We start from the raw sequence: 20132 nt of genomic DNA, 5'->3' as shown, positions 1-20132 counted from the left end.
CGCGAAACCGCGGTCCGCCGCGGCACGGCGACCCGTCCACACCGCCGTCGGCTTGTGGACAGCCGACGGCCGCCGTCCACCGCGGGGTGCGCGGGGACGGCGGCCGGAGGAGCGGGAGGCGAGGACGCCGGGCGACGGCGGGGCGCCGGCGCTACTGGCGGGCGCGGCTCTTGATGCGGGCGGTCAGCTCGGTGACCTGCGTGTACGTCGCCCGGCGCTCGCTCATCAGGTTGGTGATCTTCTTGACGGCGTGCATGACCGTGGTGTGGTCCTTGCCGCCGAAGGAGGCGCCGATGCGCGGCAGCGACAGCTCGGTCAGCTCCCGGCACAGGTACATCGCGATCTGGCGGGCGTTGACCAGCGTGCGGCTGCGGTTGGAGCCCTGCAGCTCCTCCATCGTCACGGAGAAGTACTCCGCGGTCGCCGCCATGATGATCGCCGCGGTGATCTGCGGGCCCTGCTCGTCGCTGATGAGGTCCTTGAGCACCAGCTCGGCCAGCGGCAGGTCGACCTGCTGCTTGTTGAGGCTGGCGAAGGCGGTCACCCGGATGAGGGCGCCCTCGAGCTCGCGGATGTTGGTCTGCACCTTGCTGGCGATGAACTCCAGCACCGGGTCGGGCACCTGCAGGCGCTCGCCGTAGGCCTTCTTCCGGAGGATGGCGATGCGGGTCTCCAGGTCCGGGGCCTGGACGTCGGTGATCAGACCCCACTCGAACCGCGTGCGCAGCCGGTCCTCCAGCGTCGTCAGCTTCTTCGGCGCCCGGTCGGAGGTGATGACGATCTGCTTGCTGGCGTTGTGGAGCGTGTTGAAGGTGTGGAAGAACTCCTCCTGCGTCCGCTCGGCGCGCTCCAGGAACTGGATGTCGTCGATGAGCAGGAAGTCGATGTCCCGGTAACGCCGGCGGAAGTCCTCGGCCCGCCCGGAGTGCACCAGGTTGATGAACTCGTTGGTGAACTCCTCGGTGCTGACGTAGCGCACCCGCACGTTGGGGAACATCCGCGCCGCGTAGTGGCCGATGGCGTGCAGCAGGTGGGTCTTGCCCAGCCCGGAGTCGCCGTAGACGAACAGCGGGTTGTAGGCCCGTGCCGGGGCCTCGGCCACCGCCACCGCCGCCGCGTGGGCGAACCGGTTGCTGTTGCCGATGACGAAACTGTCGAAGACGTACTTGGGGTTGAGCCCCGGGTCCTGACCGACCGGCGGGCGGCGGTCGCCGAACAGCGGCACCGCCCCGCCGCCGCGGGTGCCCGGGCGGCGCGGGGCCGCCTCGGCCTCGTCGGGTGCGGTGTCCGCGCCGTCGTCGCCGAGGTCGAAGGGCAGCACCTCGGCGCCCTCGCCCGGGCGCACGCCGCGCCGCCGGCCGGAGCCGCGCGGGCGGACCGCGGGGCTCCAGTCGCTGCCGCCCCACTCCCCCGCGCCGTCGGCGGGCTCCCCGCCGGGTGCGGCGACCGGCGGGTACGGCTCGAACGGCGCCTCGGGCGAGGGCCGGCCGTCGGCCCGCGCCGGCTCGTAGCGGCCGCCGTAGGGGTCCCCGGTCCGGGGGGCGCCGTAGGGCTCCTCGCCGTACCGCTCGCCGTCGCGCCCCCCGCGCGGGGCGTCGGCGGGGTCGAACGCGGGGCCGTCGAACGGGGAGCGCTCCAGCGGGCGGGCGTCGCTGCGCACCCCGAAGGCGCTGCGGCCGTCGTCCTCGCGCTCGCGGTCCTCGTCGGTGAGCTCGTCGGCCGGCGGCGTCCACGGCCGGCGGGTGGGGGGCGGGGGCTCCTGGCCGGCGTCGGCCGGGCTGTCCTCCAGCTGGATCGCGACGCCGATGTCGCGGCCGAGCTGCTCGGACAGCGCCTCGGCCAGCACCCGGCGCATGCGGGACTCCAGCACGGTCTGGGTGAACTCGTTGGGGGCGGCGAGCACCGCGGTGCCCCCCACCAGACCCACCGGCCGGGTGAGGTTGAGCATCGCGTTCTGCTGCCGGGTCAGGCTGGTCGACAGCCGTCCGCGGACCGAGTCCCAGACCTCCGCCAGGTCAACCGTGGCATCGGCCATGACCGTGTCCTCCCCAAGCTGTTCTCGTCCCCGGAACCGACCTCCGCGCGCCCCCGGGTCCCGGCGCCGCGGCTGCCCGGTTGTGGACATCCGGACACACGGGTTCCACACGAGTGTCCACAGGCTGTGCACGACCGGCGACACGGCGCCTTGTCGACTCGCGGGTGCGGGTCGGTACCGGCGTCGTCGCTGGTCGGGAGGGAGGTCGGGAGACGGCTCGGGGCGGACGGCGGTCGGTCGACCGGATGGTCGGCTCGCGGACCGGACAGGGCTGCCCGGTCCAGAGCGGGGGCGACGCTAACAGCCCCGTCCACAGCCCGGCAACGACGCCGGGGTGCCGGTGGGGCGCGCGGTGCGCGTGTCGTTCGGCGTGTCGTCCCTCGACCGTCGGCGCGCCGACACCATCCGTCCGCCCGGCCGGTGCAGCCTGGCGGGTCGGCCCGGCCGGGGCGGCTCCGCGGGGTGCCCGTGGGGATCCGGCCCGCGCCGGCGGCGGGATCGGCCCGGCCCCTGGTTATGATGGGCGGAGTCCGTGCGCCCGTCCTCCCGTGGAGGGCGGAGCCGCGCGGAGCCCGCCACCGGGGCCCGGTACGCGGATCGCGCCGATCCGACCGTGCCCCGCCGCGTGCCTGCCCCCCGGCGGGCCCGCACCGCCGACGTCCTGCCGTAGGAGTACCCCGTGAGCAAGCGCACCTTCCAGCCGAACAACCGCCGCCGGTCGAAGACCCACGGCTTCCGGCTGCGGATGCGCACCCGCGCGGGCCGCGCGATCCTCGCCGGCCGTCGCCGCAAGGGTCGCGAGAAGCTCTCCGCCTGAGGTGCTGCCCGCGCAGGCCCGCCTGCGCCGGCGTCCGGAGTTCACCGCGGTCGTCCGGTCGGGCCGGCGTGCCGGTCGGCCGACCATGGTGCTCCACTACCTCCCCGTCCGACCCCCGGTCTCCCCGGCCGGGGGTCTCGACGTGTCCGGGGACGCCGCCGCAGCGGTCGGGACGGCCGCACCCGGGCCCCGCGCCGGGTTCGTGGTCGGCCGGGCGGTCGGCAACTCCGTGGTCCGCCACCGCGTGACCCGGCGGCTGCGCGCGGCTGTCCGCGAGGAGCTGCCCCGGCTGCCGGCCACCGCCGACCTGGTGGTCCGCGCCCGGCCCGAGGCCGGGACGGCCTCGTGGCAGACGCTGCGCCGCGACCTCGCCGCAGGCCTGGACCGGCTGCTCGCCGAGCGGACCCGGTCGTGAGCGCCCGCCCGCCGGAGGGGCCCGTGCGCCGGGGCCCGCTCGCCCGCGCGCTGCTGGCCTCCATCGGCTTCTACTCCCGGGCGATCAGCCCGGCCCTGCCACCGCGCTGCCGCTTCGCACCCACCTGCAGCGCCTACGCCGCCGAGGCGGTCGCCGTGCACGGCGCCGGCCGCGGGTCCTGGCTGGCGCTGCGGCGGCTGCTCAAGTGCGCGCCCTGGCACCCCGGGGGCTTCGACCCCGTCCCGGCGCCCCGACCCGGGCGCACCACCCCCGGAACCGGCGGCGACGGCCGCACGTCGATGACAGCGGCACCCTCCTCGGGAGCCGCCGCCGACGTCGCGCGTCGTCCCGCCCCCGAGACCCCGCCGGCTGACCGCCGGTCCCCGCAGCAGGAGGCTGGCGTTGCTTGACTGGCTGTACACCGCGATCGCCTTCGTCATGAAGACGTGGCACTCGGTGTTCTCGACGTTCCTCGACCCGGCCGGCGGCCTCACCTGGGCGCTGTCGATCGTGTTCCTCGTCGTCACCGTGCGCCTGATCCTGTTCCCGCTGTTCGTCAAGCAGATCAAGAGCCAGCGGGCGATGCAGGAGATCCAGCCGGAGATCCAGAAGCTGCGCAAGCAGTACGGGGCCGACCGGCAGGGCTTCAGCCAGGCGATGATGCAGCTGCAGAAGGAGCGCGGGGTCAACCCGCTGGCCGGCTGCCTGCCGATCCTGCCGCAGATCCCGGTCTTCCTCTCGCTGTTCCACGTGCTGCGCCGCCTGCAGCCCGGCGCCCAGGGGCTCTACAGCTGGAGCTACGAGCTCACCCAGCAGGCGGCCTCGGCCAAGCTGTTCGGGGTCGCCCCCATCTCCGCGTCGTTCACCATGACCGGGGACAAGGCCGACGCCGTCCTCGCCATCCCCGGGGTCACCCAGGGCGGCATCCGCGCCGTCGCGCTGACCCTCATGGTGATCATGTGCGTGACCACCTACGTCACGCAGAAGCAGATCATGAAGCGCTCCGGCCCGGTCGAGGGCCAGGCCGCCATGGTGCAGAAGCTGCTGCTCTACGGCATGCCGGTCAGCCTCTTCGTCACCGGCTTCTTCTTCCCGATCGGCGTCCTGCTCTACTGGATGACCAACAACCTGTGGACCCTCGGTCAGCAGTTCTTCATCCTGCGCAGGATGCCCCCGCCCGGCTCCCCCGCCGCCCAGGCCAAGGCCGCCGCCGAGAAGCCCGTCGTCGACCCGAAGACCCTGGCTCCGAAGCCCGGCGCCAAGCCGGTCCGCACTCCCAAGGGCGGCCGCCCGGCCACCCCGGGGGTCGCCCTCACCAAGGGCGGTGACGGCACCCCGGCCGTGGACGGCGGCGGGAACGGCGCGGACGGTGCCACCGTGGAGCCGACCACCGCGGGACCGGCCGACGCTCCCCCGGCCGACGGCACCCCCGGCAGCGGCTCCCCCGGCGGCGGTGCGACCGCCGCGGGCAGCACCGCGGCCGGTGCCAAGGGCGCACGCGGCGCCGGCAAGGGCCCCCGCCCGGCTCCCCGCGCGCCGCACGGCCGCCCCGCCGGCACCGGCGGCAAGCGCAAGCGCCGCTGAGCCCGCGTCCGGCGGCCCCGCCCCGGACGCCCCCGCCGGCCCGTGCCCGCCGTTCCCCGACGGCGCCGGCCGGCTCCCCGACCACCGGGTCCGCCCGGCTGCCCCCACCGACTGGAGGTTCCTCCGTGAGCGTTCCGCACTCCCCCGCCACCGACACCGCCGCGACCGCCGAGGCCACCTCCGGCGCGGTCCTCAGCCCCGCGACCGGCGTGCCGGACGGGCCCGCCGACCTCCCCGACACCGACGAGACCGGCGCCGACGCGACCCTCGAGCCGGCTGACGAGGTGGCCGTCACGGGCGGCCGCAGCGGCGGCACCGAGCTGCTGGTCCGCGAGGGCGACGTGGCCGGCGACTACCTCGAGCGCCTGCTCGACATCCTCGACGTCGACGGCGACATCGACCTCGACGTGGAGGGCGACCGGGCCTCGGTGGCCATCGTCGGCGGCGAGCTCGACGACCTCGTGGGCTCCGACGGCGCGGTGCTCGAGGCGCTGCAGGAGCTCACCCGGCTGGCCGTGGCGCAGTCCACCGGCGTGCGCAGCCGGTTGATGCTCGACATCGGCGGCTACCGCGCCCGCCGCCGCGCCTCCCTGACCGCCATGGCCGCCGAGGCCGCCGAGCGGGTGGCCGAGAGCGGGCAGGCCGAGCGGCTGGCGCCGATGAACCCGTTCGAGCGCAAGGTCGTCCACGACGTCATCGCCGGTGTCGCCGGCGTCCGCAGCGAGTCGGAGGGCGAGGAGCCCAACCGGCGCATCGTGGTCCTGCCGGAGCGGTGAGCGACGCACCCGTCCCGCCCGTCCCACCCGACCCGGAGGTCGCGGCCGCGGTGTTCGGGGCGGCGCTGCCCGACGCCGAGCGCTACGTCGCCCGCCTGGCCTCCGACGGCGTCACCCGCGGGCTCATCGGCCCGCGGGAGGTGCCGCGGCTGTGGGAGCGGCACGTGCTCAACAGCGCCGCGGTGGCCGAGGCGGTCCCGGCCGACGCCCGGGTGGTCGACGTCGGCAGCGGCGCCGGCCTGCCCGGGATACCGCTGGCGCTGGCCCGGCCCGACCTGCGGCTGACGCTGGTCGAGCCGATGGCCCGCCGCGTGGAGTTCCTCGAGGAGGTCGTCGCCGAGCTCGGCGTCGGCTGGCGGGTCGTGCGCGGCCGCGCCGAGGAGCGCTCGGTCGTCACCGCCGTCGGGCCGGTCGACGTCGTCACGGCACGGGCGGTGGCCGCCCTCCCCCGGCTGGTCGGCTGGTGCCGCGGCCTGCTGAGGCCCGGGGCCCGGCTGGTCGCCCTGGTCGGGGCCCGCGCCGTCGAGGAGCTGCCCGCGATGCTCCCGGAGCTGCACGCGGCGGGGATGCGGGACGTACACGCCCGGGCTGTCGGCGCCGACCTCGGGGAGGCTGCCACTACCGTGGTGGTGATGACGCGTGGCCCGCGCTGAGGCTGCGGAGCAGGCGGGACCCGTTCCACGGCACGTCGTTCCACGTGGAACCCGAGCACGACTACCCGACCCGTTCCACGTGAAACGGGTCGGCAGGGAGGACCTGCGATGACCGACCCGGGCCAGCGGCTGCGCAGCAGCCTCGCCGCCGACTCGGCAGCCGGCGCCGCACCGGAGTTCGACAGTCCCATCGCCATGGAGGCGCTGCGGGCCACCCGGGTGCTGCACGCCGCCGACCAGGAGCCCTTCCCCGCACCCGGCCGGATCCGGGTCATCACCGTCGCCAACCAGAAGGGCGGCGTCGGCAAGACCACCTCGACGGTCAACCTCGGCGTCGCGCTCGCCCTCTACGGCCTGCGGGCCCTGGTCATCGACCTCGACCCGCAGGGCAACACGAGCACCGCCCTCGGGGTCGAGCACACGGTCGGGACGCCGTCGATCTACGACGCCCTCGTCGGCGACAGCTCCCTGGCCGACGTCGTCCACCCGACGACGGCGAGCCCCAACCTGCGGTGCGTCCCGGCGACGATCGACCTGGCCGGCGCGGAGATCGAGCTGGTCTCCGTCGTCGCCCGCGAGTACCGGCTGCGCCGCGCGATCGAGGGCTACATCCACGCCCTGCCCGAGGAGCAGCGGCCGCACTACGTGCTCATCGACTGCCCGCCGTCGCTGGGCCTGCTCACCCTCAACGCGCTGGTGGCCGGCGACGAGGTGCTCATCCCGATCCAGTGCGAGTACTACGCGCTGGAGGGGCTGGGCCAGCTGCTCAACAACATCGAGCTGGTGCGCGCGCACCTCAACCCGGGGATCGCCGTGCGCACCATCCTGCTGACGATGTACGACGCCCGGACCAAGCTCGCCGACCAGGTCGCCGAGGAGGTCCGCAGCCACTTCGGTGACCTGGTGCTGGCCACGGTGATCCCGCGCAACGTCCGGGTGTCGGAGGCGCCGGGGTACGGCCAGTCCGTGCTCACCTACGACCCCGGCTCGCGGGGCTCGACCAGCTACGTGGAGGCCGCCCGGGAGCTCGCCGAGCGGGGCGTGCACCTGGTGCCGGAGTCCGACCCTCGGCCGATGAGGACTCCGCCTCCCCCGCCGCCGGCGACCGCGCCGATGCCGGTGGTCCGGCCTGCCACCGGGCCGGTGCCGCGGGCCGTCCCCGGCGCCGACGCCGCCGTCGTGCCCGTTCCCACCTCCGTCGACGAGGAGACCCGATGAGCAAGCGTGGCGGCCTCGGCCGGGGTCTGGCTGCGCTCATCCCCACCAGCGCCCCGCCGGTGGAGCAGCCGCCCCTGCCCGAGACCGACGCACCGGTCGCCGCGCCCGAGACGCCCGAGGCCGCTGAGACGGGCGGGACGCCCGCCCCGGTGACGCTGCTGCCCCCGGCCGCGCAGGCCGCCGCCACGGTCGCCGCGCAGGCCGTGTCGTCCGGTGCGGCGGCCGTCGGCGTCCCCGGGGCGCAGCTGCGCGAGGTGGCGGTGGGCGACGTCGTCCCCAACCCCCGCCAGCCCCGGCAGGTGTTCGACGACGAGGCGCTCGAGGAGCTCACCCACTCGGTGCGCGAGTTCGGGCTGCTGCAGCCGGTCGTCGTCCGCGAGGGCGCGGAGGGCCGCTACGAGCTCATCATGGGCGAGCGGCGGCTGCGGGCCGCCCGGGCCGCGGGGCTGGAGACCGTGCCGGCGATCGTCCGCGAGACCGAGGACGACGCCCTGCTGCGCGACGCCCTGCTGGAGAACATCCACCGGGTCCAGCTCAACCCGCTGGAGGAGGCCGCGGCCTACCAGCAGCTGCTCGAGGAGTTCGGCGCCACCCACGAGGAGCTGGCGCAGCGGATCGGCCGCAGCCGCTCGCAGGTCACCAACACGATCCGGCTGCTCAAGCTGCCGGTGAAGGTGCAGACGCGGGTCGCCGCCGGGGTCATCTCCGCCGGTCACGCGCGAGCGCTGCTGGGGCTCGACGACGCCGAGGCCCAGGATGCGCTGGCCACCCGGATCGTCGCCGAGGGGCTGTCGGTCCGGGCCACCGAGGAGGCGGTCGCGCTCGCCGCGGCCGAGCAGCCGGCCTCCCGCCGCCGCGCCCGCCGGATCAGCGCGCCGGGGGTCGAGGACCTCGCCGGCCGGCTCTCCGACGTCTTCGAGACGAAGGTCAAGATCCAGATCGGCCGGGCCAAGGGCCGCATCGTGGTCGAGTTCGGCTCCGTCGACGACCTGCAGCGCATCATCGGCCAGATGGCCCCCGACGTGGCCGGACGCCGCGAGGAGTCCTGACCCGCCGTAGTCGGCAGAACACGACAGAGGCCCGGTTTCCGTCACAGCGGAAACCGGGCCTCCGGCGTCGTTCAGCGGGGAGTGCCCGCCCGGCGGGTGAGCAGCTCGGAGAGGACCTCGCCGAGGTCGTGCCCGGCGGCCTCGACGGCCATCGGGAACATCGACGTCTCGGTCAGCCCCGGGGAGACGTTCACCTCCAGGAAGTGCACCTCGCCGTCCGGGGCGACGATCGCGTCGGTGCGGGAGAGGTCGGCCAGGCCCAGCGCCTCGTGCACCCGCACCGCGAGGTCGGCCGCACGGGCGGCGACGTCGTCGGCCAGCCGGGCCGGCGCGTGGTACTCGGTGAGCCCGGGGGTGTAGCGGGCGGTGTAGTCGAAGACGCCGGACTCCGGCGCGATCTCCACCGCCGGCAGCGCCCGGGGGCCCTCGCCGAGGTCGACCACCGACAGCGCCACCTCGACGCCGTCGACGAACCGCTCCACGAGCACCGTGTCGCCGTAGGCGAAGCAGCTGACCATCGCGGCGGGCAGGTCCTCGACCCGGGTGACCTTCTGCGCGCCCAGCGCGGAGCCACCGGAGGCCGGCTTGACCATCAGCGGCAGCCCGAGGCGGGCCACGATGAGGTCGAGCACCGCGCCGGCGCCCAGCTCGCGGAAGGTGCTGTGCGGCAGCGCCACCCAGTCCGGCGTCGGCAGGCCGGCGCCGCGCACGACCGACTTGGCGGCCGGCTTGTCCCAGGCCAGCCGGCAGGCCGCGGCCGGGGAGCCGACGTAGGGGACGCCGGCCAGGTCGAGGACCGCGCGCAGGGCGCCGTCCTCCCCGGTGGCGCCGTGCAGGGCGATGAAGACGGCGTCGGCGGGGGCGGCGGCCAGGCCCGGCAGCAGCTCGGCGTCGGCGTCGCGCAGCTCGGCCTCCACCCCGACGCGGGCCAGCTCCTCGACCACCTGGGTGCCCGAGGACAGGCTGACCTCGCGCTCGAAGGTCAGGCCACCGGCCAGGACGACGGCGCGCAGGGGGGTCTCCTCGGAGGTCGCGGTCGGGACGGCGGGAGCGGCGGGCTCGGTCACGGGTGCGTGTCCTCGATCCGGTCGCTGCTGGCGGGCCCGACGATGGTGCCGGGAGCGGTCCCGGGTCGGCCGACGGCGCGGAAGGTCCCGGTGTCGACGGCGTCGAAGGTGGAGTGCAGGTCCAGCTCGGCCTCGATGACCCGGGCCAGCCGGCGCACGCCCTCGCGGATCTGGTCGGGCTCGGGGTAGCAGTAGGACAACCGCATGAACTCGCGGCCCGAGCCGTCGGCGTAGAAGCCGATGCCGGGGACGTAGGCGACGTGCGCGCCCACCGCCCGGGGCTGCATGAGCTTGCTGTCCAGGCCGTGCGGCAGCTTCAGCCACACGTAGAAGCCGCCGTCGGGGCGGGTCCAGGTGGTGCCCGGGGGCATGAGCGCGTCCAGCGACTCCAGCGTGGCGTCGCGGCGCTCGCGGTAGAGCTCGGTGAACAGCTTGATCTGCTCGCGCCAGGGCTGGGTGTCGAGGTAGCGGGCGACGGCGTACTGCGTCAGCGACGGCGGGCAGAGCACCTGCGCCTCGGTGGCCAGCACCAGCTTCTCGCGAACGGCGAGCGGCGCGAGGACCCAGCCGACCCGCAGGCCCGGGGAGAAGGTCTTGGAGAACGAGCCGAGGTAGACGACCCGCTGGGCGTTGCGGGCGCGCAGCGCGCGGTGCGGCTCGTGGTCGAAGCCGAGCAGGCCGTAGGGGTTGTCCTCGATGACCAGCAGGTCGTAGCGGTCGGCGATGTCGACGATCGCCTGGCGCCGCGGCTCGGACAGCGTGACGCCGGCCGGGTTGTGGTAGTTGGGCACCGTGTAGAGGAACTTCACCCGGTCGCCGTTGGCGCGGCACTCCAGCAGCGCCTGCTCCAGCGCCTCGGGGATCAGCCCGTCGTCGTCCATGGGCACGTGCCGCACCCGGGCCTCGGCGGCCTGGAAGACGCCGAGCGCGCCGACGTAGGACGGACCCTCGGCGAGGACGACGTCGCCGGGGTCGACGAACACGCGGGTGACCAGGTCCAGACCCTGCTGGGAGCCGACGGTGACCACGACGTCGCTGGGCGAGGCGTCGGTGATGCCCTCGAGCGCCATGACGTCGCAGATCCGCTCCCGCAGCCGGGGGTCGCCCTGGCCGGAGCCGTACTGCAGGGTCTGCGCGCCCATGCCGCTGACCAGCTCGCCGATCATCGAGCCGACGGCGTCGAGCGGGAGTGCGGTGACCGCGGGCATGCCGCCGGCCAGCGACACCACCTCGGGCCGGCTGACGACGGAGAAGAGGGCACGGATCTCCGAGCTCTTCATGCCGTGCGTGCGGGCTGCGTACCGGTCGGCCAGCGGGTCCAGCCGCGGGTGGCGGGGGATCACGTGCCCGTGCTGCTGCGGCGGGGTGCGGTGCGGCTGGCCGTGCGACGGCGGGGTGGAGGCCACGGACCGAGTGTAGGGAGGCGCCTGCCGGGGGCCGGTCGACACGGCCGGTGAGACGGACCCGTCCGCCCCTCGCCGTCCCACCCACCCCACGGGCACCGCCGTCGGGGCCGGCTGCCGTCCTCCCTTCCCGCAGCGCGTCCTCCCGCACGTCCCACCGTCGGGTAGGACGCGCCACGATCAGGTCACCTGATCGTGGCGGACCCCGCTACGCCCGCTGGGGCAGCACGAACGTGCCGGTCGGCGGGTCGGCGTCGGCGGGCAGGACGAGCCGCTGGACGGCGGCCAGGACGGCGGAGGCCACCGTGCCGCGCAGCCGGGCGTCGAGCAGCAGCAGCCGGTCGACGGGGTGGGACAGGTAGCCGCAGTCGAGCCGGACGGCGGGCATGCGGGTCCAGCGCAGCAGGTCCCAGGTCTTGGGGTGCCCGCCGAGGTCGAGCATGCCGGTGCGGGCCACGACCTCGCGGCGGGCGAGGTCGGCGAACCGCTCCCCCACCGTCGACGACGTCCCCGAGCCGGTGCCGTAGTAGTAGCTGGCCACCCCGCGGGCGTGCTCGGAGCCGTGCGCGTCCATGTGCAGCGAGATGAACAGATCGGCGCGGGCGTCGTTGGCGAACGCGGTCCGCTGCTCGGGCGTGGGGTCCTGGTCGCGGCCGCGGGTCAGGTAGACCGTGGCGCCGGCGGCGGCCAGCCGGCCCTCGATCCGGCGGGCCAGGTCGAGGACCAGGTCGGCCTCGGTGGTCTCCCCGGCGGTGAAGCCGGGGTCGGTGCCGCCGTGGCCGGGGTCGACGACGATCCGCCGGCCGATCAGGTGCGGGCCGCTGTCGACCAGGCTCGCGCTCTGCCGCAGCAGCTGGGGGCGCCCGCCGGTGACCTTGCGGCCGAGCTGGCGCAGCGCCCGCAGGGTCGCCGGGCCGCAGGTGCCGTCGGCGGACAGGCCGTAGTCGCGCTGGAACGCCCGCAGCCCCTCCTCGGTCTCGCGGCCGAAGATGCCGTCGGCGGGGCCGGCGTCGTAGCCGAGCTCGAGGAGGCGCTCCTGCAGGCCCGTGACGTCGTCGCCGCGCACCGGCCGCTCGGGGTCGTGGTGCAGCAGCCGGTCGCCCAGCGACCAGCGCGCCTCCGACAGCGCGCGGTAGGTCTCCTCGCCCACCCGGCCGTCGACCGACAGCCCGCGGACCTGCTGGAAGTGGCGCACGGCGAGCTCGGTGGCCCGGTCGTAGACCTCGGGGCCGGCCGACGGGCCGGCACCGCCGGGCTCCAGCAGGCCGAGGCTGCGCAGGGCGGACTGGACGTCGGACACCGCAGGCCCGCTGCTGCCCGGACCCAGCGGCTGCATGCTGCTCTCGCTACCCATCGTGCGCACGATTGTCCCGTGCGCGACACCGTCCGGCCCGGCGGGGTCCCCGCGCGCGTGCCGTGCGACGACGAGGGCCCGCTCCTCCGGGTGGAGGAACGGGCCCGGCGACGCACTGGAACGGCCCCTCCGCGGGGGCCGGTGTCAGCGGATGTAGTCGGCGAGGTCGGAGAGGATCGCGCCCTTGGGCTTGGCGCCGATGATGCTCTTGACCGGCTTGCCGCCCTGGAAGACGGTCATCGTCGGGATCGACATGACCTGGTAGTCGCGGGCGATCTGCGGGTTCTCGTCGATGTTGAGCTTGGCGATCGTGAGCTTCTCGCCGTGCTCCTTGGCGATCTCCTCCAGCACGGGGGCGACCATCTTGCACGGTCCGCACCACTCCGCCCAGAAGTCGACGAGGACGGGCTTGTCGCTGCCCAGCACCTCGTTGGCGAAGGTCGCGTCGGTGACCGTCACGGTGTTGCCTGCCATGGTCGTTCTCCCTCTCGGTCTGTCGAGGTCTGGGGTGGGCCTCCGGGGTGGAGAACCCCGGAGTGCCGTGGGGTATGCCCGGTTCAGCGCTCGTCGAAGGTCTCGGCCAGCCAGCGCTCGGCGTCGATGGCCGCCGAGGCGCCGGTGCCGGCCGAGGTGATCGCCTGGCGGTACACGTGGTCGACCACGTCACCGCAGGCGAAGACGCCGTCGATGTTGGTGCGGGTGGTGGGGTGCTCGACCTGGATGTAGCCCTCGTCGTCGAGCTTGAGCTGGCCGACGAACAGCTCGCTGCGCGGGTCGTGGCCGATGGCCACGAACACGCCGGACACCGGGACCTCCTCGGTGGTGCCGGTGGCCACGTCGGTGAGCTGCACGCCGGAGACGGTCTGCTCGCCCAGGACGTCGGTGACCTGCTTGCCGAGCTGCCACTGGATCTTGTCGTTGTCCTGCGCGCGCTTCTGCATGATCTTCGAGGCGCGCAGCTCCTGGCGGCGGTGGACGACGGTCACCGACTTGGCGAAGCGGGTGAGGAAGGTGGCCTCCTCCATCGCCGAGTCACCGCCGCCGACGACGACGATGTCCTGGTCGCGGAAGAAGAAGCCGTCACAGGTGGCACAGGCGGACACGCCGCGGCCGAGGAGGCGCTGCTCGTTGTCCAGGCCCAGGTACCGGTACTTCGACCCGGTGGCCACGATGACCGCGTGCGCCCGGTGCACCTCGTCGCCGACCTTCACGATCTTCGGGGTGGCGGTGAGGTCGACCTCGGTGACGTCGCGGGCCACGAGCTCGGCGCCGAAGCGCTCGGCCTGGGTGCGCATGTCGTCCATCAGCTGCGGGCCCTGGACGCCCTCGGGGAAGCCCGGGAAGTTCTCGACCTCGGTGGTCGTCATCAGGGCGCCGCCGAACTGGGAGCCCTCGAAGACCAGCGGGTGCAGGTTCGCGCGCGCGGCGTAGACCGCCGCGGTGTAACCGGCCGGGCCGGAGCCGATGATGATCAGGTCACGGACCCCGTCGTGCTCCGCCGGCGGGATCACCGGCGTGGTGATCTCGGTGGTGGTGGCGGGGCCGGGGGTCGGCTGGGGATCGGTCACGCGCGGCACAACGCCCGATCCTAGGGGCGCATTCCCGGATCGGGGCTGGTGAGGCGCCCGACACGTCAGCCCGCGGGGGTGACGGCGACCTCCGCGATCGACCCGGCGAAGCCGTCCTCGGCGGGCACCAGACCGGTCACCCACACCAGCACGAACTGCGTGGTGACCGGCTCCTCGAGGGCGAACTCGGCGGTGCCGTCGACGGTGCCGCCGGCCGCGACGGGGAAGGCGTCGAGGTCGCCGTCGGCGGACTCGCCGGTGCGGACCTCCACGGTGATGCCGGGGGTGGTCGTGGTCACGGTGACCCCGCCGACCGGCTGCGCCGAGCCGAGGTCGAGGACCAGCCCGACGCCGGGCTTGAGGTTGCCGAAGGCCGGCGAGCCCCGGTAGCTCAGCGTCGACCACGCGGTGGCCGGGTCCCCGTCGGTGGCCAGCGGCACGTCGCCGTCGTTCTCGGGCTCGCCGTCGCCGAAGGGGTCGAAGACCCGGCCGGAGGTGACGGCCAGCGGGGCGCCGGGGTCGGCCGCGGGCGCGGCGCTCTCCTCGGCGGGCGCGCTGCTGGACGCCGACGGCCGGGGCGCGGGCGCCCGGTCGACCGAGTCGGCCACCGAGAGCAGGTTGGTGCCCACCCACCAGGCCAGCAGCACCACGACGGCCAGCGCGACCAGCGGCAGGACGACCACCAGCAGCCGGCGGGAGCGGGCCGGGCGGTCGTCGGCGTCGTCGTCGGCCGTGCCGGTGAACACCGCGTCGTCACCCGCGCCGAGCACCCCGCCGTCCTCGGCCGGCGCCGGGGCGGGGCGGCCGGGGGGCACGGGCGGGAGGACGGCGGGGTCGAGGCGGTGCGGCCGCTCCTCGGCGCCGGGCGCGGGCGCGGGGGCGGGCGACGGCGGGACGAGCGTGCGGTCCTCGGCGGGGGTCTCCCCCTCGGTGTCGCGGTGCTCGCGCAGCCGGCGCAGCCAGCCGCTGTCGCTCTCGTCGCGGTCGCGGACGGGCACCGAGGCGTGCCCGCCGCGGGGCCGCTCGGCGAGCAGGGCGGCCATCGCCGCGGCGCTGGCCAGCCGGGCGCCCGGCTCGGTGGACCGCGCGCGGCGCACCAGGGCGGCCAGGTCCGGCTGGGGGATGACCGGGGGCGGCGAGGGCAGGCCGTCGGGCCCGGTGACACCGGTGCGGCGGCCGGTCAGGCAGTACTCGAGCAGGGCGCCGAGCGCGGCGATGTCCTCCTGGACGCTGCCGGTGGCGGCCGGCACGGCGCGCAGCCCGACCAGCCCGTTGGGGCGCAGCACGACCGTCTCCGGGCCCAGCCCGCCGACGGCGAGCCCGACCCGGTGCGCCTCGGCGACGCCCTCGGCCAGCCGGCGCAGCACGGTGCGCGCCTGCCGCTCGTCCATCGGCCCGTCGGCGAGCCGCTCGGCGAGGGTCTCCCCCTCGATCCACTCGTTGACGACGTAGGCGACGCCGCCCTCGCCCCCGGTGCCCTCGGAGGCGTCGTAGACCATCGCCAGGGCAGGCGTGGCCAGGCCGCCGGCGGTCAGCGCCCGGGCGATCCAGGCCCGCGCGGGCGGCCCGCCGGGGACGTGCACGCGGATGGCGACGTCGCGGTTGAGGACGCGGTCGCGGGCCCGCCAGCAGTGGATGACACCGGTCTCGGTGGACTCCTCGACGCCGACCTGGTCCAGCGGCCGGTAGCGGTCGGGGAGTCCGGTGATCGTGGCGGTCACGGACGCTTCCGTCCCCCTGTCCCTCTCCGGCCGGTGGCGCGCTGCCCCGGGGCCGGTGTCCCCGGGTGCCGGCCGGTCGGTGCTCATCCGCGCCCCAGCCGCCCGCGGACGGCGGCGAGGGGACCCCGGAGCTCCGGGACACGGGCGAGCACGAACCCGGCCAGGGCCGTGACACCGACGACCACGGTACCGATCACGAGGGTGGCGAGCGAGCCTCCCGTCGACGACCCGAACGCGTCCTCGGTCACCCCGGCCACGAGCCAGCCGAGCAGCCCGGCCACGACGGCGGCCAGGATCATCCGCAGCAGCGGCCCGAGGGTCTCGCGGGTGCGCAGGCCCCCGAGGGTGCGCTGCAGCGCGACGTGCCCGAACACCCAGCCGGCGACGTAGGTGACGCTGGTGACCAGCATCAGCCCGGCGACGACGTGCTCGGGCCCGACCACCACGGGCACGAGCAGCAGCAGCGGCACCCGGACCGCGACCATGCCCACCTGGATGAGGGTCGGCGTGCGGGCGTCCTTCATGGCGTAGAAGACCCGCAGCTGCAGGAGCGTGACCGCCATGGGCAGCAGGCCGAAGGCGCCGACGGCCAGCGCCGCGCCGATGCCCTGCGCCTCGGCCACCGAGGTGTTGCCGCGGGCGAACGCGACCGTGGCCAGCTCCGGGCCCAGCACGGTCAGCGCCGCCGACACCGGCAGCAGCCCCAGCGCCGACAGCCGGGTGCCCAGGGAGAGGTCCTGCACGACGCCGGGGACGTCGGAGCGGGCGGCGGCGCGGCTCATCCGCGGCACCAGGGCGGTCAGCAGCGCGACGCCGATGATCCCGTAGGGCATCTGGAACAGCAGGCTGGCGATGGCCAGCGCGCTGGACCCCAGGCCGCCCTCCCGGGTGGCGGCGTTGGCGATGCGGGTGGCCACCACCACGCCGACCTGGCTGACGGCGACGTAGCCGAGCACCCACAGGCCCAGGTTCCCGACCTCCCGCAGGCCGATCCCGCGCAGGTTCCACCGGGGCCGCAGCGGCACGCCGGCGCGGCGCAGCAGCGGGACGAGCACCAGCGCCTGCACCGCGATCCCGAGCAGCGTGCCGCCGCCGAGCAGCCAGACCTGGCCGGGGGTGATGGTCTGCGGCGTGAGCTCCCCGGGGCCGGCGGCCATGACGAACAGCACGCCGGTGGCGATGACGACGACGTTGTTGAGCACCGGCGCCCACGCCGGGGGCCCGAAGACGCCGCGGCTGTTGAGGATGGCCTGGGCCAGCGCGCCGATGCCGTAGAAGACGATCTCGAGGAGCAGGATCCGCGCCAGCCAGTTGGCCAGCCGCACCTGCTCGGGGTCGCCCTGGATGCCGTAGAGCGCCGTCAGCACCGGAGCGACGGCGACGGCGAGGGCGGTGACCACGACCAGCCCGGCGATGGCGACCGTGGACAGCCGCTGGGCGTAGGAGACGCCGCCGTCGCGGTCGCGCTCCTGGGCGTGCACTAGCAGCGGGACGATGACCGAGGTCAGCACGCCGCCGAGCAGCAGCTCGTAGACGATGTTGGGCAGGGTGTTGGCGGTGTTGTAGGCGTCGTTGACCAGGCCGACGCCCAGCGCCGCGGCCAGCACGACGGTGCGCAGCAGCCCGGTCACGCGGGAGACCAGCGTGGCCACCGCCATCGTGCCGGCGGCGCGCAGGATGCCCCGGCTGGCGCCGGGGGTGCCCTCGCGCTCGCGGGCCTCCTCCTCGGTCTCCCCCTCCGGCGGCCGCGGCACCGGCGGCAGCACCAGCATCGGGAGGACCTGGGTCTCCTCGGCCGGCAGGAAGCGGTGCCGCACCGGCGGCGGCACCGGCGGCAGCGGCCGGGCGGCGCGCCGCACCTCCCCGTTCAGGGGCGCGCCGGACTGCGGCGGCCCGGCGACGGGCCGGTCGGCCGCGGTGCGTTCCGGCGCGGCGCCGGGGCGCGGGCGGACCGGCGGCGGGACGGGCGGCACCGGCCGACGGGCCGGCGGGGACGGCAGCCGCGACTCCGGCGGCGGCGCGACCGGGTACGGCGGCGGGGGCAGCGGGGGCCGGGCGGAGCGCTCCCGGGCCGCGGAGGCCGGCGGCACCGGCGGCAGCGGCCGCTGCGCGGGAGCCTCCTCCTCGCTGCGCGGGTGGCCGGTCACACCGGGCTCCGGCTGGGCGGGTACGCCGTCCCGGCGGCGTCGGCGGCGTCGTGCTCGCCCCGGCTGCGGCGGCGCAGGAAGAGCACCCCGCGGCGGAGGAACAGCAGGCCGAGCAGCGCGGCCGCGCCGATGGTGATCGACAGCGAGATCGTCCCGTAGGCGGTGCTGCGCACCAGGATCTCCACGTCGTCGCCCAGCGGCCGGCCGCCCGGGGTGGTGAGGGTCGCGGTGACGGCGAACCGGCCGGACTGGGTCACCTGGGTGGGCACCTCCAGCAGCGCCCGCTCCCCGGGCGCCACCTCCTGCGGGCGGACCTCGCCGAAGGTCAGGCCCACGTTGCCGCGGGTGCGCACGACGGGGAGCACGCGCACCGCGAAGGGCAGGTCGTTCTGCACGGTGAGGGCCAGCGGGGCGTCCGTGGAGGCCAGGCTGTAGGTGCCGTCGGCCGGCGCGATCAGGGTGACCTCCTGGCGCAGGTCGTCGATCGTGGCGCGCAGGTCGGCCGCGGCGGCCCGGAAGGCGGCCGGCTCGTCGCGCCAGGACGCCGAGGCGGTGCGGGACAGGGCGGCGTCGTGGGGGGCGAGCTCGGTGGCCGGGTCCCCGGCGACGGCGCCGGCGAGGTCGTCGCGCAGCCGGGCCGCGGCGACGACGTCGACCAGGCCCTCGGGGTCGAGCACCGCGGCGTCGGCCGGCTCCAGCGGCGTGCCGGCGTCGACGGCCGGGCCGGCGGCCAGGTCGGCCAGCGAGACGGGGCGCAGACCCGGCAGCGCGGTGTCGGCGACCATCGCCGCGGCGGTCTCGGGGTCGGGGTCGACGTCGCGCGGCGGCGCGACGAGCACCGTCTGCCCGGCCGGGTCGGCCACCGGCTGGGAGGAGAGCAGCACCAGCTCGGCGAGGTACCGCTGCTCGGCCACCCGGGGCCCGCCGGCGGTGCTGCGCGTGGCGCCGGCCAGGGCGGACAGGCCACTGTCGGCCACCAGCGCCTCCACCGGCCCGTCGGCGCCGGGCACGGTGGTGCGGGCGGCGGCACCGCCGCCGGTGACGCCGAGGACGGCCTCGCCGGCCGACAGCGCGCTGGAGGCGACGACGACCCGCTCGACGCCGCCCTCCCGCAGCGTCCCGAGGGTCTCCGGGCGCAGCGAGCCGCCGACCGCCCAGGACAGGTCGGTGCGCGGGGCGACGCCGAGGACGTCCTCCAGCAGCGCCGCGCCGGCCGGGCCCGGGGACGCGGCGGAGACCGTGCCCTCGTCGGTGCCGTCGTCGGTGCCGTCGGGGGTGTCACCCGCGGTCCCGGCGGGGGCGGCCGCGGCGGGGAGGCTGCGGGTGAGCGCGGCCGGCAGGCCGGCCGCCTGCAGCGCATCAGCGTCGACGTCGCCGTAGGACAGCGCGACGACGGGGTGGTCGGCGGCCACCGCGCGCAGCCGCTCCAGCCAGGCCGCCGCGGCCTCGGTGCCGGTGCCGGCGTCCTCCTCGCCCGCGACGTCGTAGGACCCCTCGGCCATGACCGACAGCTCCTCGACGAGCGCGGGGTCGACGGCCACGGTGACCGGGGCGACGGGCACGGCGTCGAGCGCACCCGGGGCGAGGACGGTCGGCAGCCGCTCGAGCACCTGCAGCGCCCGGTCGAGGCGGCCGCCGTCGGAGACCAGGGCGGTGAGGTCGTCGTCGACGAAGTCGCCGGAGGCGTCGCGGTGGGTGCGCTCGACCAGCGGCCACAGCCAGGCCACCGCCGTGGCGGCGGGCGGCGCGGCGCTCTGCTGGATCACCGAGGTGGTCACCTCGCCCACCCGACGCTGGGTGCGGTCCTCGCCGGTGGCGTTGACGTTGAGCAGCACCGGGTAGACGCCGTCGCGGTCGACGGTCAGGTCGGCGGTGGGCACCGTGTAGCTGAAGTCCAGCGAGGCGCCGGGGCCGAGCTCGCCGGGCACCGGCACGAAGGGCGTGGAGGCGGCCGACAGCGCGTCGGGGTCGGCGTCGGTGGCGAGCAGCCCGGCCCGGGTGGTGACGACGTCGCCGCGCTGCAGGCGGACGCCGAGGTCGGTGAGCGTCTCCGCGCCGCCGTTGGTGAGCGTCCCGGCCAGCGTCACCGTGCCGCCGGGCGCGACCGTGCGCGGGTCGAGGCGGGTCAGCTCCACCGTCACCGGGCGCTCCGGGTCGACCGCCGGGGGCGGGGCCGGGGCGGGGGTGGCCGGCGCCGCGGGGAGCGGCAGCGGCGGCGCGGCGGAGGCGGCCGGCGCGGCCGTTCCGGGGCCGGTGAGCAGCGGGACGGCCAGCAGGGCCGTGGTCAGCACCCGGCGGACGGAGGCGCCGGGGCGCGTCCGGGCC

General features: G+C 76.1%; 17 protein-coding genes. 8 read left to right on the top strand and 9 right to left on the bottom strand.

From position 1 onward, the window contains the following. Window positions 1–151: 151 nt before the first annotated feature. The gene (gene dnaA, locus ACI780_RS04685) at window positions 152–2035 is read right to left on the bottom strand and encodes a chromosomal replication initiator protein DnaA (protein WP_456871182.1); all 1884 of its coding nucleotides are present in this window, start codon (window positions 2033–2035) and stop codon (window positions 152–154) included. Window positions 2036–2714: 679 nt separating this feature from the next. On the opposite strand from dnaA, the gene rpmH reads away from it, so the two are divergent. The 8 genes from rpmH to ACI780_RS04645 all read left to right on the top strand — a co-directional run bounded on the left by rpmH (window position 2715) and on the right by ACI780_RS04645 (window position 8547). Beyond that, complete coding sequence (gene rpmH, locus ACI780_RS04680; RefSeq protein ID WP_040338882.1) at window positions 2715–2852, top strand: 50S ribosomal protein L34; 138 nt, start codon at window positions 2715–2717, stop codon at window positions 2850–2852. Window position 2853: 1 nt separating this feature from the next. Then, window positions 2854–3267: a ribonuclease P protein component gene (gene rnpA, locus ACI780_RS04675; RefSeq protein ID WP_456871183.1), complete on the top strand. Its 414-nt coding sequence runs from the start codon at window positions 2854–2856 to the stop codon at window positions 3265–3267. A gap of 23 nt (window positions 3268–3290) precedes the next feature. Continuing rightward, a complete protein-coding gene (gene yidD, locus ACI780_RS04670) occupies window positions 3291–3677 on the top strand; it encodes a membrane protein insertion efficiency factor YidD (RefSeq protein WP_456871184.1) in 387 nt (128 codons plus the stop codon). Then, window positions 3670–4851 carry a membrane protein insertase YidC gene (yidC, locus tag ACI780_RS04665; protein ID WP_457001102.1) on the top strand — a complete coding sequence of 394 codons (1182 nt, stop codon included), beginning with the start codon at window positions 3670–3672 and terminating at the stop codon, window positions 4849–4851. The genes yidD and yidC overlap by 8 nt, the downstream gene beginning before the upstream one ends. Window positions 4852–4976: 125 nt before the next feature. Beyond that, entirely contained in the window at window positions 4977–5627 is a 651-nt protein-coding gene (locus ACI780_RS04660) for a Jag family protein (RefSeq protein WP_457001100.1), read from the top strand. Continuing rightward, window positions 5624–6280 carry a 16S rRNA (guanine(527)-N(7))-methyltransferase RsmG gene (rsmG, locus tag ACI780_RS04655; protein WP_457001098.1) on the top strand — a complete coding sequence of 219 codons (657 nt, stop codon included), beginning with the start codon at window positions 5624–5626 and terminating at the stop codon, window positions 6278–6280. The genes ACI780_RS04660 and rsmG overlap by 4 nt, the downstream gene beginning before the upstream one ends. Before the next feature lie 108 nt (window positions 6281–6388). After that, entirely contained in the window at window positions 6389–7498 is a 1110-nt protein-coding gene (locus ACI780_RS04650; protein ID WP_457001096.1) for a ParA family protein, read from the top strand. After that, entirely contained in the window at window positions 7495–8547 is a 1053-nt protein-coding gene (locus ACI780_RS04645; RefSeq protein WP_456871189.1) for a ParB/RepB/Spo0J family partition protein, read from the top strand. Before ACI780_RS04650 ends, ACI780_RS04645 begins: the two co-directional genes overlap by 4 nt. A 71-nt stretch (window positions 8548–8618) precedes the next feature. Here the strand turns inward: ACI780_RS04645 and ACI780_RS04640 are convergent, their stop codons facing one another. From ACI780_RS04640 to ACI780_RS04605, 8 genes are all read right to left on the bottom strand, one after another. Then, window positions 8619–9614, bottom strand: coding sequence for a D-alanine--D-alanine ligase family protein (locus ACI780_RS04640; protein ID WP_456871190.1), 996 nt, complete (start codon window positions 9612–9614; stop codon window positions 8619–8621). Next, window positions 9611–11020 carry an aminotransferase-like domain-containing protein gene (locus ACI780_RS04635; protein ID WP_456871191.1) on the bottom strand — a complete coding sequence of 470 codons (1410 nt, stop codon included), beginning with the start codon at window positions 11018–11020 and terminating at the stop codon, window positions 9611–9613. The genes ACI780_RS04640 and ACI780_RS04635 overlap by 4 nt, the downstream gene beginning before the upstream one ends. A gap of 205 nt (window positions 11021–11225) precedes the next feature. Next, window positions 11226–12371: an N-acetylmuramoyl-L-alanine amidase gene (locus ACI780_RS04630; protein ID WP_456871192.1), complete on the bottom strand. Its 1146-nt coding sequence runs from the start codon at window positions 12369–12371 to the stop codon at window positions 11226–11228. Between the two features lie 144 nt (window positions 12372–12515). Continuing rightward, window positions 12516–12845, bottom strand: coding sequence for a thioredoxin (gene trxA / locus ACI780_RS04625; protein ID WP_089405465.1), 330 nt, complete (start codon window positions 12843–12845; stop codon window positions 12516–12518). A gap of 83 nt (window positions 12846–12928) precedes the next feature. Next, the gene (gene trxB, locus ACI780_RS04620; protein WP_456871193.1) at window positions 12929–13939 is read right to left on the bottom strand and encodes a thioredoxin-disulfide reductase; all 1011 of its coding nucleotides are present in this window, start codon (window positions 13937–13939) and stop codon (window positions 12929–12931) included. A gap of 65 nt (window positions 13940–14004) precedes the next feature. Then, window positions 14005–15660: a hypothetical protein gene (locus ACI780_RS04615; RefSeq protein WP_457001092.1), complete on the bottom strand. Its 1656-nt coding sequence runs from the start codon at window positions 15658–15660 to the stop codon at window positions 14005–14007. Window positions 15661–15743: 83 nt separating this feature from the next. After that, window positions 15744–17807 carry a murein biosynthesis integral membrane protein MurJ gene (gene murJ / locus ACI780_RS04610; protein ID WP_457001090.1) on the bottom strand — a complete coding sequence of 688 codons (2064 nt, stop codon included), beginning with the start codon at window positions 17805–17807 and terminating at the stop codon, window positions 15744–15746. Continuing rightward, the gene (locus ACI780_RS04605; protein ID WP_457001088.1) at window positions 17804–20098 is read right to left on the bottom strand and encodes a DUF6049 family protein; all 2295 of its coding nucleotides are present in this window, start codon (window positions 20096–20098) and stop codon (window positions 17804–17806) included. Before ACI780_RS04605 ends, murJ begins: the two co-directional genes overlap by 4 nt. Window positions 20099–20132 lie beyond the last annotated feature (34 nt).

This window comes from Geodermatophilus sp. SYSU D00814, from assembly GCF_054050055.1.
The sequence above is the reverse complement of the archived record's forward strand: the minus strand, read 5'-3'. Positions and strand labels throughout refer to the sequence as shown.